Source organism: Rhodococcus sp. NPDC056960, from assembly GCF_042674125.1.
GTDB lineage: Bacteria > Actinomycetota > Actinomycetes > Mycobacteriales > Mycobacteriaceae > Rhodococcus_F.
The window spans coordinates 19,083-34,383 of the sequence record NZ_JBHURF010000009.1; the positions used below are offsets into that span (position 1 = coordinate 19,083).

Annotated in this window: 10 protein-coding genes; 6 read left to right on the forward strand and 4 right to left on the reverse strand. The window is 65.3% G+C overall.

Annotated elements, in window-relative coordinates; all coding sequences use genetic code 11:
* Positions 1 to 37: 37 nt before the first annotated feature.
* The gene (gene alr / locus ACFTWF_RS15645) at positions 38 to 1,222 is read right to left on the reverse strand and encodes an alanine racemase (protein WP_378462359.1); all 1,185 of its coding nucleotides are present in this window, start codon (positions 1,220 to 1,222) and stop codon (positions 38 to 40) included.
* Between the two features lie 254 nt (positions 1,223 to 1,476).
* Between alr and ACFTWF_RS15650 the strand changes: the two genes are divergently transcribed.
* On the forward strand, positions 1,477 to 4,959 hold the full coding sequence (locus ACFTWF_RS15650) for a protein kinase (RefSeq protein ID WP_378462119.1): 3,483 nt from the start codon (positions 1,477 to 1,479) through the stop codon (positions 4,957 to 4,959).
* A 4-nt stretch (positions 4,960 to 4,963) separates the two neighbouring features.
* On the opposite strand, the gene ACFTWF_RS15655 is transcribed toward ACFTWF_RS15650, so the two are convergent.
* The 3 genes from ACFTWF_RS15655 to ACFTWF_RS15665 all read right to left on the reverse strand — a co-directional run bounded on the left by ACFTWF_RS15655 (position 4,964) and on the right by ACFTWF_RS15665 (position 8,462).
* Positions 4,964 to 6,226, reverse strand: coding sequence for an MFS transporter (locus tag ACFTWF_RS15655; protein ID WP_378462120.1), 1,263 nt, complete (start codon positions 6,224 to 6,226; stop codon positions 4,964 to 4,966).
* Positions 6,227 to 6,320: 94 nt separating this feature from the next.
* Positions 6,321 to 7,061: a GntR family transcriptional regulator gene (locus ACFTWF_RS15660; RefSeq protein ID WP_378462121.1), complete on the reverse strand. Its 741-nt coding sequence runs from the start codon at positions 7,059 to 7,061 to the stop codon at positions 6,321 to 6,323.
* 15 nt (positions 7,062 to 7,076) lie between these two features.
* Positions 7,077 to 8,462 (reverse strand): MFS transporter, encoded by a 1,386-nt coding sequence (locus tag ACFTWF_RS15665; RefSeq protein WP_378462122.1) that lies wholly within the window; start codon positions 8,460 to 8,462, stop codon positions 7,077 to 7,079.
* Between the two features lie 445 nt (positions 8,463 to 8,907).
* On the opposite strand from ACFTWF_RS15665, the gene ACFTWF_RS15670 reads away from it, so the two are divergent.
* The 5 genes from ACFTWF_RS15670 to ACFTWF_RS15690 all read left to right on the forward strand — a co-directional run bounded on the left by ACFTWF_RS15670 (position 8,908) and on the right by ACFTWF_RS15690 (position 15,259).
* Positions 8,908 to 10,278, forward strand: a complete 1,371-nt coding sequence (locus ACFTWF_RS15670; protein ID WP_378462123.1) for an MmgE/PrpD family protein — start codon at positions 8,908 to 8,910, stop codon at positions 10,276 to 10,278.
* Positions 10,279 to 10,387: 109 nt separating this feature from the next.
* Entirely contained in the window at positions 10,388 to 11,902 is a 1,515-nt protein-coding gene (locus ACFTWF_RS15675; RefSeq protein WP_378462124.1) for an aldehyde dehydrogenase, read from the forward strand.
* Between the two features lie 21 nt (positions 11,903 to 11,923).
* Positions 11,924 to 13,075 carry a zinc-binding dehydrogenase gene (locus tag ACFTWF_RS15680; RefSeq protein ID WP_378462125.1) on the forward strand — a complete coding sequence of 384 codons (1,152 nt, stop codon included), beginning with the start codon at positions 11,924 to 11,926 and terminating at the stop codon, positions 13,073 to 13,075.
* A 1-nt stretch (position 13,076) separates the two neighbouring features.
* Complete coding sequence (locus ACFTWF_RS15685; protein WP_378462126.1) at positions 13,077 to 14,243, forward strand: CaiB/BaiF CoA transferase family protein; 1,167 nt, start codon at positions 13,077 to 13,079, stop codon at positions 14,241 to 14,243.
* Positions 14,244 to 14,500: 257 nt separating this feature from the next.
* Positions 14,501 to 15,259, forward strand: a complete 759-nt coding sequence (locus ACFTWF_RS15690; RefSeq protein ID WP_378462127.1) for a GntR family transcriptional regulator — start codon at positions 14,501 to 14,503, stop codon at positions 15,257 to 15,259.
* Positions 15,260 to 15,301: the final 42 nt, after the last annotated feature.

Genomic DNA, 15,301 nt, shown 5'->3' on the forward strand with positions numbered 1-15,301 from the left:
TGTTCCGTCCATACCGGTGGACAGCGCGTCCGCGGAGCTATGCGTTGGTGGTGCCCGGCGAGCCGCCGACATGACGCCACTGGATCCGACCGCGCAGTCCGCCGAGTATCTCGGCGGGGGTCGTCCCGAGCGCGTGCGCCCACCGCTGCGCTCCCGCGGTGCTGCCAGCGGTGCCCCCGAACAACACGGCGCGGTCTCCTTCCATGACATCAGTGTCCGTCCCGAGGTAGATCAGCATCTGATCCATGCACACCCGCCCGATCTGAGGGCGCCACCTACCGCCCAGCAGCACCGACATACGGCCACCCAGCGCACGTGGAATCCCGTCCGCATACCCCACGGGGAGCAGTGCGATCGAACAGTCCCTCTCTGCCACCCACTGGAACCCGTACGAGACCCCATCGCCCGCCGCGATCTTCTTCACCAGCGCCACCTCTGCCGACAAGGTCAGGGCCGGAATCAGTTTCGCTTCGAGGGCATAACCGGTGGGTGCGATGCCGTACAGACTGAGGTCGGCGCGGACCAGGTCGAAGCGTAAGTCGCTGCGACACAGCGCCTGTGCACCGGCAAGATGGGCGCAATCGAAGGCCACACCGGCTCCGCGTGCGGACCGGAGGTATTCGAGAAAATTGTCGCGATGTCGATCCACCACAACGTCGGCATGCGTGTCGTCGCCGGTCGAAGAGTAGATGCCGCGAACGTGCACGGTCCCGTCCGCTTGAGCGGCGCGTAGCGACCGGAGCAGATCTTCCCACTGCGGCACCCGCCGGGGGGAACGCTCGCAGTCGACTGCCACTTGGATCGTCGCGGCGGCCGTGCGTCGTGCCGCCGCCCTCACCGCCGCCACCTGATCGCCGGATTCAACCGTTACGGCGATGTCCGCTCGGATTCCTGCATCGAGACCGTCGTCCCCGGTCCCACCTACTGGCGCGAACGCCAGGATCGGGGCGCCGATACCGGCGCGGCGGAGTGCGCACCCTTCGGAGATCGTTCGAACGCCCAGTTCCCGTGCTCCAGCGGCGAGGGCGGTGGCCGCGACCGGTATCGCACCGTGGCCGTACGCGTCTGCCTGGACTACCGCCATCAACGACGCCGGAGCGGTCCGAGCGATGAGGGCGGTCGTGTTGCCGGCGATGGCGTCGAGGTTCACACACGCCTCGATCGCCGGTCGCCGGTGTTCCCGGGATGCGGCGGTAGGAGCGGCATCGGTGTCCGAGTACATGGCTGACACGGTGACGTCCCTCGATTCGGATGGCAAGCGTTCACCCATAAAAGGGGTGGGGGAGGTCGGATAGTGCCTCGGACGAGGCGGCGAATTCTGCCTGACACCTTACGCGGCCACAACCCCGGTCATTGGGGGATGTATTGGACGCGTTCAGGGCCGGTTCGGTCGGCCGCAGATTATCCTCGATTCAGTAGGCGCGAAGTGGGCGATGAACCGATTCAACGGCACAAGGTGCCGGTTCGAGGTCGTAGATGTCCGAGACCGATTCGGGGGCAACACAGAGCGACCAGACTCCTGAGATCGCTACGGAGCTGGCAGCGGAGGGATTCGAGTGCGCCACCGAGATCGGACGGGGCGGCTTCGGTGTGGTGTACCGATGCGAAGAGCGGACCCTCGACCGCGTCGTCGCGGTCAAGGTGCTCACGACCCATGACGATCCGGAAGGTGTGGCCCGCTTTCTCCGTGAACAAAAGGCAATGGGGCGGCTGTCCGGGCACCCGAACATCGTCTCGATCTATCGCGTCGGAACGACGGCCACCGGTCGCCCGTATCTCGTCATGCACTACCACGAGACCGGTTCCCTCCAGGCACTGATCGAGTCGGGTCCGATTCCCTGGACCCGTGTCCTGCACCTCGGTATCAAGATGGCCGACGCGCTCGAGACCGCCCACCAGCAATCCATCCTGCACCGAGACGTCAAGCCCGCGAACATCTTGATCGACACCTTCGGAGAGCCACAGCTGACAGATTTCGGCATCGCACGTGTCACCGGCGGATTCGAGACTACGGCAGGTGTCGTGACCGGATCACCCGCCTACACCGACCCCGACGTGCTGCTGGGGGATCCCCCCAGCGCGGCCAGCGATATCTACAGCCTCGGAGCGACGCTGTTCTGCGCGCTCACCGGGCACGCGGCCTTCGAGCGGCGCAGCGGAGAGCCTCTGATCGCCCAGTTCCGGCGCATCACCAGTTCGACCGGCCCCCTGCTACGCGAGTGGCAGAAAGCCATCCCCGAGGAGGTCTGCACTGCGATCGAACACGCCATGGCCCGCGATCGCGGCAACCGCCCCAGCTCGGCAGCGGACTTGGCGGACCAATTACGCCGCGCCCATCACACCTGTTCGAGCAGCGCGCCAGAGGCGGTCGCGACAGAATTGAATGCCGACCCGGAGTACACCTCACCAGTGTCCGGTGTCCGATCCCCGGCACCGCACTCGCGGACCCCGGCACCCTCCGGCCGGTACTCGGCACCTCCCACCCCCGCCACCAGATTCCGACCACCACCGCCGAGCCGCACCCCGGTCACCCGTGGCCGGCTGATGCGGGCCCTGCGCTCCGATCGACGGCGGCGGCTGACCGTGATTCATGCACCCACCGGCTACGGAAAGAGCACCACAGCGGCACAATTGCTCCATCAGCTCGCGGACGAGGGCATCGCCACCGCATGGCTGACCATCGACCGAGACGACAACAATCCACTCTGGTTTCTTGCACATCTCATCGAATCCGTCACCACCGCACTGCCGGCCGTGGCGAACGACTTGCGTGACACCTTCGAAGCACACGGTGACCATGCGTGCCCGCACGTGCTGACATCGTTGATCAACACACTGCACGGTCAAGACCAATCCCTTGCCCTCGTCATCGACGACTGGCATCGGGTCTCGGACCCCCCGAGCGTGGCGACGCTGACGTACCTTCTGGACAACGGTTGCCACCACCTCCAGGTCATCGTCACCAGTCGGACCAAAACAGGACTGCCGATGAGCCGCATGCGCGTTCTCGACGAACTCGTGGAGATCGACTCGGCAGCATTACGGTTCGACGAAGAAGAAACACGCGACTTCCTCACCGAAACCTCGGGACTGGACCTGGCAACGGACGACATCACGAACTTGGCGAGGTCGACCGACGGTTGGGCCGCCGCTCTCCAGCTGGCGTCGATCTCCCTGCGCTCCTCCGCAGACCCCGCCCGCTTCATCGCACACCTCTCGGGACGCCACCAAGCGATCGGCGATTTCCTCGCCGAGAACGTCCTTGACTCCGTCGACACCGACACACGCGCATTTCTGCTGGCCACCGCCATCCCCGACCGCATTTGCGCCGATCTCGCCTCAACCCTGACCGATGACCGACGCGGTCAGGCGATGCTCGAGATGCTCGAGGAGCGCGACTTGTTCCTGCGCCGAGTCGACGACGAAGGACACTGGTTCCGGTACCACCACATGTTCGCCGAATTCCTGCGCGGCCGCCTCGACACCGAGTTCCCCGGGCGATCGGCGCAGTTGCATCGGTCCGCGTCCACCTGGTTCGCCGAGCACCACTTCCTGAGCGAAGCGGTCGATCACGCGCTCCTTGCCGGCGATACACCCGGTGCGGTGAAACTGGTCGAACGCGATGGGACGTATCTGCTCGAGCATTCGCAGATGTCGACGTTGCGTGGACTCGTCGACAAGCTGCCGATCGACAGCACGATGTCGAATCCGCGGCTGCAACTCGCCGTCGCATGGTCCAACATCCTGCTCTACAACCTCGATCCCGCTCTGCGGGCACTCGACCGCGTCGATGCCGCGCTCACGCACCTCGACGACTCGCAGACCCCCGCATTGGCTGCCGAAGCGTCGGTGGTCAGAGCAGTCGTGGAATTGCGCTCCGACCGCGCCGATCGCATCGACGACCTGGTGCGTCCGTGTCTCGATCGCCCCGATGACCTCCGGCCGTGGGTCGCGTCCGTTGCCGCGAACGTCGCAACCTTCGCCGCGATCTGCGTAGCGGACTACGGCGCCGCCCATGCCCTTCAGCATTGGGCCGCAACGTATCACCAGCGGAACAACGGGCCGTACAACTCGGTGCACGGACACTGCTGGGTGGGTATCGCCGCGTTCGAGCAACTCGACGTGAGCGTGGCCGAATCGAGTTTCCGGACCGCGATGAAGATTGCTCAGCAAGCCGATGGACGTCGGTCCTACACCGCTCGGTTGGCTGGTGGGCTCCTCGGCGAAGTTCTGTACGAAAAAGGTCAGATCGTCGAGGCAGAGCGACTACTCGACGACGGATACGACCTCGGACCGCACGCGGGCGCTGTCGACCTGAAGATCGCCCGGTACGTCGTCGGTGCCCGGATCAAAGCGATTCGCGGTGATCGGCAGGCGGCGGTGCAACGACTGGACGAGGGAGCACGATTCTCGATGCAGATGCATCTGCCGAGGCTCTACAGCGCCATCGTCGCCGAAGCGGCGCGACTGGATCTTGTCCTGGAGTCCGCACGTGTCGCACCAGCTGCTGATCTCACCTACGCCGAACGCGAGACGCAGGTGTCCGGTCTCGATGAAGTGATCGCGCAGAACGAGGAGGAGGCGGCGATCAGGCGATTGGTACGAACCGGATCGTCGGCGAATGCAGAACTCGCGTGTCAGTGGGCGGGAGAGTGGGTGGACAGGCTGGCGGGCACCGAACGATACCGGGCTGCGCTGCGTGCCCGCCGGTTGCTGGTGGGCTGCCTTGCCGCAGCCGGCCGGAGCGAGGAGGCCGCACACATGCTCACCGGGGTGGTCGCCCAATGCGCGGAGGCCGGGTTGGTGCGGTTTCTCGCCGATGGGGGCGCACACGTCGTGGATCTCCTCAGGCACATCGTCGACGACGATGTGCCGCCTACTCGTCCGCCGCCGCTGTCGTCGGACGTTCCACGCGATTTCGTGTTGGCCGCGCTCGCGGCGGATGCCGGTCTGACGTGAGCCCCTACCGCTGAGATGACATTGCACCCGCGGTTCGGTGTCGACTCTGTCGGCGGGTCGCGGTTCCGGCGGACGAGGCGACGATCAAGCCGGCGCCGATGGCAAGCCAGATGGCTGCGGCCAGCATGCCGATGCCGAATCCCCACGGGCTGAGCACCGAGGCGAGAGCCGGTCCAGCGCTGGCACCGAGGAAGGTGAAGGCGCCGTACAGTGCCGTTGCACCGCCCGTTTCCTCCGGACTTACCTGTGCGAGAAGTGATTCGACGATGGCTGACGCCGCAACGGAGATCGCCGCCACGAGCGCGAGCACTGTGATCGACAGTGCAACCAGGTAGTGTGACGCCACCGACCCGGTGCTGACGGAAATCGCCGCCACACCCAGCGCCGCCGCGCCCCTGCCGCCCGGTCGGCACCGCCTCAGCACCCGGCCCAGAAACGGAATGACGAGCAGCGCCGGCACCGTGGTCAGGCGCAGCACTTGCAGGGCATCGGGATTTCCGGCAACCGACGGCGGGCCCACCAGCGAGATGGTGGTGAAGACGCTCACATAGCTCCCAAGGAAGGTGGCCGCTGCACCAAACAGCGCGATCAACCGCCACCTGCCCAGAATCGCCCACAGGACGCCGACGGGTCGTGCACGGTGTGGGCGGTCCATGCGCGGCGTTCGCGGAACCCCTGCGATCACGGCCACGGCGGCGATCGCGAGCGCGGCCGCACCGAGCACAAAGACCGCACGCCAACCGGCCGCAGAGGCGATCATCTGCGCGACGACAGGTACGCCCGCCGCTGCCCCGAGGAAACCGCTGGTCAAGCAGCTCAATGCGAGTAGGCGGTGGCGAGGCTGGATACTCTCGGCGATGTAGGTGAACGCGGCTGGGGCGAAGGCGGCGGCCGTGCAGCCCTGCGCCGCGCGGGCGATCAGCTCTTGTAAGAGTGTGGAAGGCAAGGCTGCCAGCATTGTGGTGACTGCCCCGGCGCACAGGCCGCAAGACATCACGATGTGCGGCCCGAACCGCGACGCCAGCGGCCCCGCGATGAGGAAGCCGACAGCATAGGCGATCCCGAACACCGTTGAGGTTGCCGTCACGTGTGCAGGGTCGACACCGAAGGACGTGGCCATCTGCGGTAACAGTGCCAATACCGAGTACATCTGTCCCACCGCGGTGATCGCCGCGGCGGTGAGAATCACGATCACTCGTCCGGACGGGGCGTATCGATCCCACACGAGGTTGATCGAACCGATGTCGGTGCTCGGCTTTCGGGCCACACCGCCTCCTTCGTGCGTTCCGGATCGGTCGGGTCAACCGAGGTAATCGGTGGTTACGGCTTGGTGGCCCGGCAGCGGACCGTGGCTTGCCGTATCAGCGGTGCCGGCGCAAGTCCATCCGGTAGCTGTAGCGGCGGGGATTGAGGCGGGAGGTGGTGAACTCGACCGCCCGCCCTCCGGCGTCGTGGTACAGCCGCTCGATGAGTAGGACTGCGTCCCCCACCGAGCATCCGATCAATTCGCTCTCCGCCTCGTCGGCTTGGGTGGCGTGAATGTTCTGAGTTGCCGAGACGATGCCGTCGGGCAGTAACCGCTCCGCCGATTGAATGATCGTGCTGTCGGTCTCCCATTCTCCCCGCTCGATCACCTTGTCCGCCAGGGAGGAAGCCATGTAGTGCCGAGTCAGAGCGAAAGGGACGTGGTTATAGCAGCGTTGGACGAGTGCGCAGCGGACGTCGGCGATATCTGTGCCGAGGTCGCGGGCGATCGCGGGCTCGCTGACTCCCCGCCGGAATGGTTCGAGTAACCGAGTGGTGGTGCCGGGCCAGCTCATGATCTCGTCGAGTGAGCCGATCGCACGCTGGTAGCGGCCTGTGTTCGTCTCGTGGCCAATCAGATACGTGCCACTGCCCTGAACGCGTTGCACCATCCCTTCCTCGACCAGGTGACCGACTGCTTGCCGGATGGTGTGCCTGCTGACACCGAAACTCTGCTGAAGTTGGTCTTCGGTGGGCAGCTTGTCGCCGACGGCGTATTCACCGCGTTCGGCTCGTCGCCGAAGATGTTCGGCGACGAGCCGGTACGCGGGACGCCTCAGATGCGAATGCGTCTCCACAATCAGGCCTGTCTGTCATTTCCTCGCGGAGGGTGCGTCCTCGCTGAACAGCGACACCCCGCGGGTTTCGGGCAGATACCGCAGCAAAAGTACGAACGACAGCGCCGCAATCACGACCAGGTAGAAAGCTGGGGCGACGATGAGCGCTGCCGCAGCTGCGATGGCGGTAGCGATGAACGGGCCGGGCCCGCCGATGAGAGCCTGCGCGACGTTGAAGCCGATCGAGCTACCCGTCACCCGGAGTCGGGCCGGGAAGAGCTCGACCATGAGAACGCCGAGCATGACGTTGGCCAGTGCCTCGAAGGCCGCGAAAATGACGAGGCCGATCAGGGCGAGATACCAGGTTCCGGTCGAGAGCAGCGCGAAGCACGGGATCGCGGTGAGCGCAATACCGCCGGCGCCGAGCAGCATGGTGCGCCGGCGGCCGATGCGGTCGCCGATCATCCCGGCCACGGGGCACATGAGTGAGTAGATGAGCAAGCCGAGCACCGCGAGTTCGAGGGCGGAGGTCTTGGTCATGTGGACCTCGATGGTGAGGAAGGTGACCACGAAGGTTGCGAGGTAGTAGAACCCGAGGCCGGTTACCGCGGTGGAGACGAACACCAGCAGGATTCCGGATCGGCTGTGCTTGCCGGCGTTGCGCAGCGGGGCGTGCTCGACCTCGTGAGCGCGCTGGAGTTCCTGGAACACCGGGGTGTCCTCGAGGCGGAGGCGGACATAGAGGCCGAGGACGGCCAGCGGGCCGGCGATGAGGAAGGGGACTCGCCAACCCCAGGTCGCCATCTGGTCGTCGGAGAGCAGGGCGGTCAGCAGCAGGGTCACCGCACCCCCGGCCATGACTCCGATGCCTGCGCCGGCGGAGACCACGCTGCTCCACAGCCCGCGTCGGCGGGCCGGTGCGTATTCGACGAGGAAGGCGGCTGCGCCGGCGTACTCGCCACCCGCAGAGAAGCCCTGGGCGCACCTGAGGAGCACTAGAAGGGCGGGAGCTGCGAGGCCGATCGTGGCGTAGGTCGGTAGGACACCGATGCCGATAGTGCAGATGCCCATGACGACGATTGCGAGTGAGAGCGCCGCGCGGCGGCCGGCGCGGTCGCCGAAAGCGCCGATCAACAGCCCTCCGAGCGGTCGAAAGAGGAACGCGACACCGAAAACGGCGAGGGAGGCCAGGAGTGATGTCGTTGCGTCGCCGGAGGGGAAGAAGAGTGCTCCGATGGTTGCGGCCAGAAACCCGTAGACCGCGAAGTCGAACCACTCGAGGAAGTGGCCGATGCCGGCGGCGATGGCGACGCGTCGAGACACGTGGGGAGCCAGGGTCCCCGATGAGGTCAGCGCATCAACCGTCGGTCCGTTTCCCGGAATCGTGGGGGGTGACGGTGATACGGGGGGTGGGTTCGTCATCGAGTTCTCCTCGGGAAGCGTCGTGACTTGTTTCGCCACGACGTGAATGTGGTCCTGCGGGAATCTGATCGGTGTTTTCGCGCGTTCATGGATTCACCGTCTGGGCGTTGCACAGTGAAGTGAGCCACAGTTGTACGGATGACTTGAAGCTAGTCAGGGTTGGTGCCGGCGTCAACCCTTCGGCGGTTTCCGCTCGGCTTCCGCGCGCCAACTGCCCGATGAAAGACTGTGAACAGGCTATTTGATGCTGGTAGCGTCCAGGTCATGGGCGGAGGGGGAATGGGCCGGATTCGTTCGCATTGCAATTGACAGATGCCGCGCACCGTCATAGTGTCTCAAGTCATACGGACAAATTGTGTCGCCGACGGTGGCCGGATCCGCACGCGGGCCACCACCCGTAGTAGCCGCAACGGACATGTCCACGAATCAGGGAAAGGATGTGCGCATGGCTGACAGCACGATCGCTGAACGACTCGGCGTCTTCGCCTCGACTCTGGAGATCGATGCACTTCCAAGACCGGTCGTCGATCGGGTGACCGGGTGCCTCATCCACGCTCTGACGGTGGGAATGGCCGGGTCGACCGCCGGCTTCGGGCGGCGGGCCGAGCAGGCCGGCCCCGGAGTGAGTTCGCCCTCGAACCTGGGGGGATACGCCCGCTCGCTGGTGACCGGGCAATGGCATCCGGCCTCGACAGCGGCCTTCATCAACGGCGTGCATCTGCACGCCCGGGCGCAGGAAGACACACACGGTACGTTCCATCCGGGGGTGAGCGTCCTACCTGCCGCCCTGGCGGCCGCAGAAACCAGCGCTGTCGACGGCCGGACTTTCCTGGCGGCGGTTGTCGCAGGTTACGAGGTGGGCATCGCACTGTCGAGGCCGCTCACGGACCTGACCACCCCACCCTTTCGCGCGACGGCGGTCTTCGGGCCGGTGGCTGCCGCTGCTGCCGTCGGACGGATCCGTGGCTTGAGCGGCGAAAACATGGCCTCCGCCTTGGCGATCGCCGCATCGATCTCGGGTGGCACGTCCGAATCGTTCGGTGCAGGAACAGACGAATGGCATTTCCAGTCGGGGATCGCGGCGATGGGCGGGCTGATGGCAACGCAACTCGCCGAAGCCGGGGTCACCGGGTCACGGACCGCGTTCGAAGCCGAAGCGGGATACCTCGACTGCTTCTCGCGATCGCACGAAGCAGCGGAAACGATCGGCCGCGACATCGGACGGTCCTGGAACTTGCTCGACGTCACCTTCAAGCCGTACCCAGTGTGTGCGTTCAACCAGACACCGGCGATGCTCGCAGTACGGCTGCGCGAGTCCGGTCTCCGCGCCGACGAGGTCGCATCGATCCGGCTGCGGATGAACGAACGCGAAGCCACCTATCCGGGCATGCCCTCACGCGGGCCCTTCACCAGCACCGCACAGACACTGATGAGCGCCCGGTTCGCCTTCGCGACCGGCATCGTCCACGGCGACATCACCTACGACCACCTGCAACAGTTCACCGATCCTCAGATCCTCGACCTGATCGGCAAGATCGACCTCGTCGCCGAGCCGGGCCGCTCCCCGAAAACCGCGCGCTCAACCGTGGTCCTGGTCGACGGGACCACGGTCCACGACGCCATCGAAAACTCCGATGCGATGCTGTCGTGGGACATCGACGGCGTCGTGCACAATGCCGAACGCCTCGCATCCGAAATCCCCCTCTCGACAGAGGAACTGGAGACCCTGGTCGAAAGCGTGGCCACCCTCCCGCAGGCATCTTCCGTCGACCCGTTGATCCGGGCGACGTTGGCGGGAATCTCCATCGGAGCGTGAACTCCTCCTTCCATCCTTAGCACTGCGCGGATCGAAGACCGACGCCGCGATCCCCACTCTATTGACTGCGCCGGGCACTCGGCCCGGCCGTGAAACGAGAAAGAACACTATGACCGAGAACGTCGCCACCGCCGAACGGCGAAAAAGCGAACTCCAACACCGAAAGATGTACATCGACGGCGAATGGGTTGATGCGATTTCCGGTGAGGTTTTCGAAACCGTCAACCCATACACCGGGCAGGCCTGGGCCACCGCGCCGCTCGCGGGTCCCGCCGACGTGAAGAAGGCTGTCGACGCCGCCCGCCGGGCACTGTCCGGGCCGTGGGGATCGATGTCCGCGGCGCAGCGAGGCACCCTGATCCGGCGGCTGGCGGCGCTGATCGAGCCCCACGCCGACGAGCTCGCGCGCATCGAGACCACCGACAACGGCAAGGTCATCCGCGAGACACGCGGCCAAATGGCCGGGCTACCAGCGACCTACGAATTCTTCGCCGGCGCGGCCGACAAGATTTTCGGCGACACCATCTCCGCACCCCAGACGAACTTCTTCACCTACACGCGCCGTGAGCCGATCGGCGTGGTCGCCGCGATCCTGCCCTGGAACAGCCCGCTGTTCCTGCTCGCGAGCAAACTCGCACCCGCTCTGGCCGCCGGCTGCACATTTGTCGCCAAACCGGCAGAGCAGACGCCTTCGTCGACCCTCGAGTTCGCCAAACTCGTCGATGAGGCCGGATTCCCGCCGGGAGTGTTCAACGTCGTCACCGGCGCAGGAGACACAGGAGCCGCGCTGACCGCCGAACCCGGCGTGGACAAGGTCACCTTCACCGGATCGACTGCCACCGGCATCGCGGTCATGAAGAGCGCCGCCGACCACATCGCGGAGGTCACCCTCGAACTCGGCGGCAAGTCCCCGAACATCATCTTTCCCGACGCCGACATCGATGCGGCCGTCAACGGGGTGATGGCAGGCATCTTCGCCGCCACCGGCCAGACCTGCATCGCGGGAAGCCGGTTGCTGGTCCACGAATCGCTCCGCGACGCCGTTGTCGAACGGCTCGCTCAGCGCGCACCCCAGATCAAGATGGGGGATCCGCTCGACATCGAAACCGAGATGGGCCCGATCGCCTTCGCCGAGCAACTCGAGAAGGTCCGCTTCTACGTCGACCTCGGCGTCAGCGAAGGCGCCACGGTGGTGTGCGGCGGAGCACGTCCACAGGACCCCGATCTGGCCGACGGGTACTTCTTCCAGCCCACCATCCTCAGCGGCGTAGACAATTCGATGCGCGTGGCACGGGAAGAAATCTTCGGCCCGGTGCTGTCGGTCATCACCTTCACCTCGGAAGAGGAGGCGATCCAGCTCGGCAACGACACCACCTACGGACTCGCCGCGGCGGTCTGGACCAAAGACGTCCAACGCGCGCACCGCGTCGCGCATCAGCTCGAGGCCGGGACGATCTGGGTCAACTCCTACCGCGTGCTCGCCAACAACGTCCCCTACGGCGGCTTCGGGCAGAGCGGCATCGGCCGCGAAAACGGCATCGAAGGCCTCGACGCCTACCTGCAGACCAAATCCATCTGGGTCGAACTCACCGGCGAAAGCCGCGACCCGTTCAAACTCGGCTGAGCCCACGAGGAGCACAAACAGATGACTACCACCTTCGACATCCCCAAGACCAGCCTGGCCGCGGTCCTCACCGAGCACAGCGCGCCGCTCGAAATCCGTGAAATTCCCGTGCCGCAAACACTCGAACCAGGTGCGCTGCTGGTTCGGATCGAAGCCGCCACGGTCTGCGGATCCGACCTGCACCTGTGGGATGGCTCCCTCGGCGGCAGCCAGGCCCTGGATCTGCCCGTCATCCCGGGCCACGAAATGGTCGGCAAAGTTATCGCGTTCGGGGACGGCGCCGAGCGTGACACCTTCGGTACACCGCTCGAGATCGGCGACCGCATCTGCTTCACCCACGCCTCATGCAACGAGTGCGATCACTGCCGGTTCGACAACCAGCCCACCCTGTGCACCAACCGTCAGTACTACATGTTCACCAACTGCGAGCGTCCCCCCTATCTGGTCGGGGGCTTCGCCGAATACGCCTACGTCTTCCCCAACTCGGGACGCGTGCGGGTGCCGGACGAAGTGGAAACCTCCTGGGCGTCGGCGGCGAGCTGCGCATTGCGGACCGTCGTGCACTCGTTCGAGCGGATCGGCAAGATGAACCCGTGGGAAACCGTCGTCATCCAGGGCGCCGGCCCGCTCGGTCTGTTCGCGACCGCCCTCGCCGATCACCTCGGGGCCGGGCGAATCATCACCATCGGAGCTCCCGACAACCGCCTGGCCATCGCCAAGCAATACGGCGCCACCGACCTCGTCTCCGTCGCCGAACATCCCGAACCCGAAGACCGGATCGCCGCGGTCCGCGACCTCCTCGGCGGCCACGGCGCCGAAGTCGTCTTCGAATTCTCCGGCGCACGCACCGCATTCCCGGAAGGGTTGGGAATGATCAAAGAGGGCGGCCGCTACATGGTCACCGGCCAGATCGACGGCCCCGGCAAGGAAGTCCCGGTCCGGCCCGGCTTCATCACCCGACAGCAGCTGACCATCATGGGGACCTGGTCCGGGCACATCGCCGAGTACCGCAAGGCACTCGAATTCATGAAGAACACGCACGGCAAGTACGACTTCGGTGCACTGGTCCCGAACCGATACCGGCTCGACCAGGCCACCGAGGCACTGACGCGGATGCGGGCGCAGGAGGACATCAAGCCGATGCTCGTCCCGCACGGAACCGAAGGAATCTGACGTGAGGCCCCTCGACGGCATTCGGGTGCTCGAGATGGGCCAGTACATCGCCGCCCCCTACTGCGCGATGATGCTGGCCGACCTGGGTGCAGAGGTCATCAAGATCGAGAGGCCCGACGGCGGCGATCCGCGCAGAATGTACGATCCGCTCGAGCAGACGGAAACCGGGTCCATGAGCGGCGGGTTCCTGAGCTACAACCGCAACAAGAAGTCCGTCACCCTGGACCTGCGCGACGAAGGCGACCGGGCGCGGTACCGGGCTTTGGCGGCCACCGCGGACGTCGTCGTGGAGAACCTCCGCCCCGGCGCCGTCGACCGCATGGGGCTGGGATACGACACGCTCGAGGAGATCAATCCACGCCTGATCTACTGCGCCATCAGCGGATACGGGCGGTTGTCGACACATCGGGGCGAATTCGCCGACCGGCCGGCGTTCGACACCGCAATCCAGGCGATGGGAGGGCTGATGGCGGTGACCGGCGAACCGGGAGGCCCGCCGCTGCCGACGGTCACCGGCTTCGCGGACGTCTTCACCGCAGTGCAGGCCACCGTCAGTGTCCTCGCCGCCCTGCAGGGGCGCCAACAGACCGGAATGGGTGCGTTCGTCGATCAGAGCATGTACGACTCGGTGGCGTCGCTGCTCGAACGCGAACTCATGCTGTGGGACTTCACGGGCGAGCATCGAGTGCGCGGCGTGGATCGGTATTCGCCACTCGGCGCCCTCGAAGCCGAGGACGGATATGTTGCACTGATCCTGCCCACCCATGAAATGTGGCGGCGGCTGTGTGTTGCAATCGAGCGACCCGACCTGCTCGAGCATCCTCTGCTGGACTCCGTCGTGCACCGGGCCGAGAACTTCGCATCGGTGATCCGCCCCGAAGCTGAACGGTGGACACGGTCGCGTACACGCCGCGAGATCGTCGAACACTTCTCCGCGCATGGGCTTCCCGCCGGGGAAACCCAGACCATCGACGAGCTCTACCAGTGCCCACACCTCGACGCCCGTCGTATGTTTCTCGAGATCGAAGACCCGTATGCCGGTCGTCATCGGATGATCCGGACACCTTTTCTGACCGACACCTACGAGGGGCCGCGGACGGACTCGGCGCCGCAGCTCGGCGAGCACAACGACGAACTGCTGATGGAGGTGCAACCGACCACCGCCTGACGCACCCCTCGGTTGCCAGACTCCGATGCCGGAAGAGCGGAGTATGGAGGTGTGATCGCAAACGGTCACACCTCCATACGTGATTGATCGGTATCAATTTTCAAGCTACCTATGCCGAGTGAGGGCGTATTGCCACGAATAATCCAGCGTTGCAGTAGATCACAAATTTCGACTGCCCCACGTTGAGGATTCATCCGTACGAGCACTAGGGTGGTGGATGGAACCCTGCCGATCGCATCAGGGGAGAAGGAGGGCCCGTGGTGACGAACAAGGTAACTCCCGCGGAGCGTGGCGTCCCAGCGTACAAAGTGCTGGCCGAGAAGTTGAGGACCGACATCGAGGCAGGTGTCTACTCGGTCGGACGGAAAATGCCCACCGAAAGCGTGCTCCAGTCCGTCCACAACGTCAGCCGTCACACGGTGCGCGAAGCCCTGCAGATACTGCTCTCCGACGGGCTGATCTACCGCGTGCAAGGCAGCGGAACCTATGTGAGCGGCCGCCAACAGGACACCCGGGGGCGCTACGTCCGCTCAATCGGATCCCTCGACGAAATCATCGTCTGGCCCAACACGAACACCGAGGTGGTAGAACCATTTACGGTCGTCGTCGAGCCCTCCATCGCGTCCCGATTGGAATTGCCGTACATCGAGGTCAGCAAGGCCACCGTTCGTCGTACCTTCGAGGGGATACCCTTCGTCCTGACACGCCACTACGTCGAACCCGAGCTCGGCGCGAAACTGGCCGCGGAGGGGGTTCCGTCAGTCGGCGAGGGAACCGTGATCGGCGCCGCCGAAAAACTGCTCTCCAAGCCGATCATGGGCGCACGGCAGGAGATTACCGCCATGAACGCCCCGGAACATGAAGCCGAACTGATCGGATGTAAGGCTGGAGACGCCATACTGCTCATCGAGCGTCTCTACTACGACGCGGACGGGAAGTTCGTGGAATTCACGTCCTCCCACTTCAATCCGCGCCGGTACTCGTATCGTATGGAATTGCGGCGTCGAGGAGCTTGATTCGCCGTCGCCGCCGCCCTTTGATTGGCGGGATAGCGGCGC

Excerpts from the sequence above, each read along its gene's own strand:
- alr (WP_378462359.1), bottom strand. The coding sequence starts at position 1,222 with ATGTACTCGGACACCGATGCCGCTCCTACCGCCGCATCCCGGGAACAC.
- ACFTWF_RS15650 (WP_378462119.1), top strand. The coding sequence starts at position 1,477 with ATGTCCGAGACCGATTCGGGGGCAACACAGAGCGACCAGACTCCTGAG.
- ACFTWF_RS15665 (WP_378462122.1), bottom strand. The coding sequence starts at position 8,462 with ATGACGAACCCACCCCCCGTATCACCGTCACCCCCCACGATTCCGGGA.
- ACFTWF_RS15670 (WP_378462123.1), top strand. The coding sequence starts at position 8,908 with ATGGCTGACAGCACGATCGCTGAACGACTCGGCGTCTTCGCCTCGACT.
- ACFTWF_RS15675 (WP_378462124.1), top strand. The coding sequence starts at position 10,388 with ATGACCGAGAACGTCGCCACCGCCGAACGGCGAAAAAGCGAACTCCAA.
- ACFTWF_RS15680 (WP_378462125.1), top strand. The coding sequence starts at position 11,924 with ATGACTACCACCTTCGACATCCCCAAGACCAGCCTGGCCGCGGTCCTC.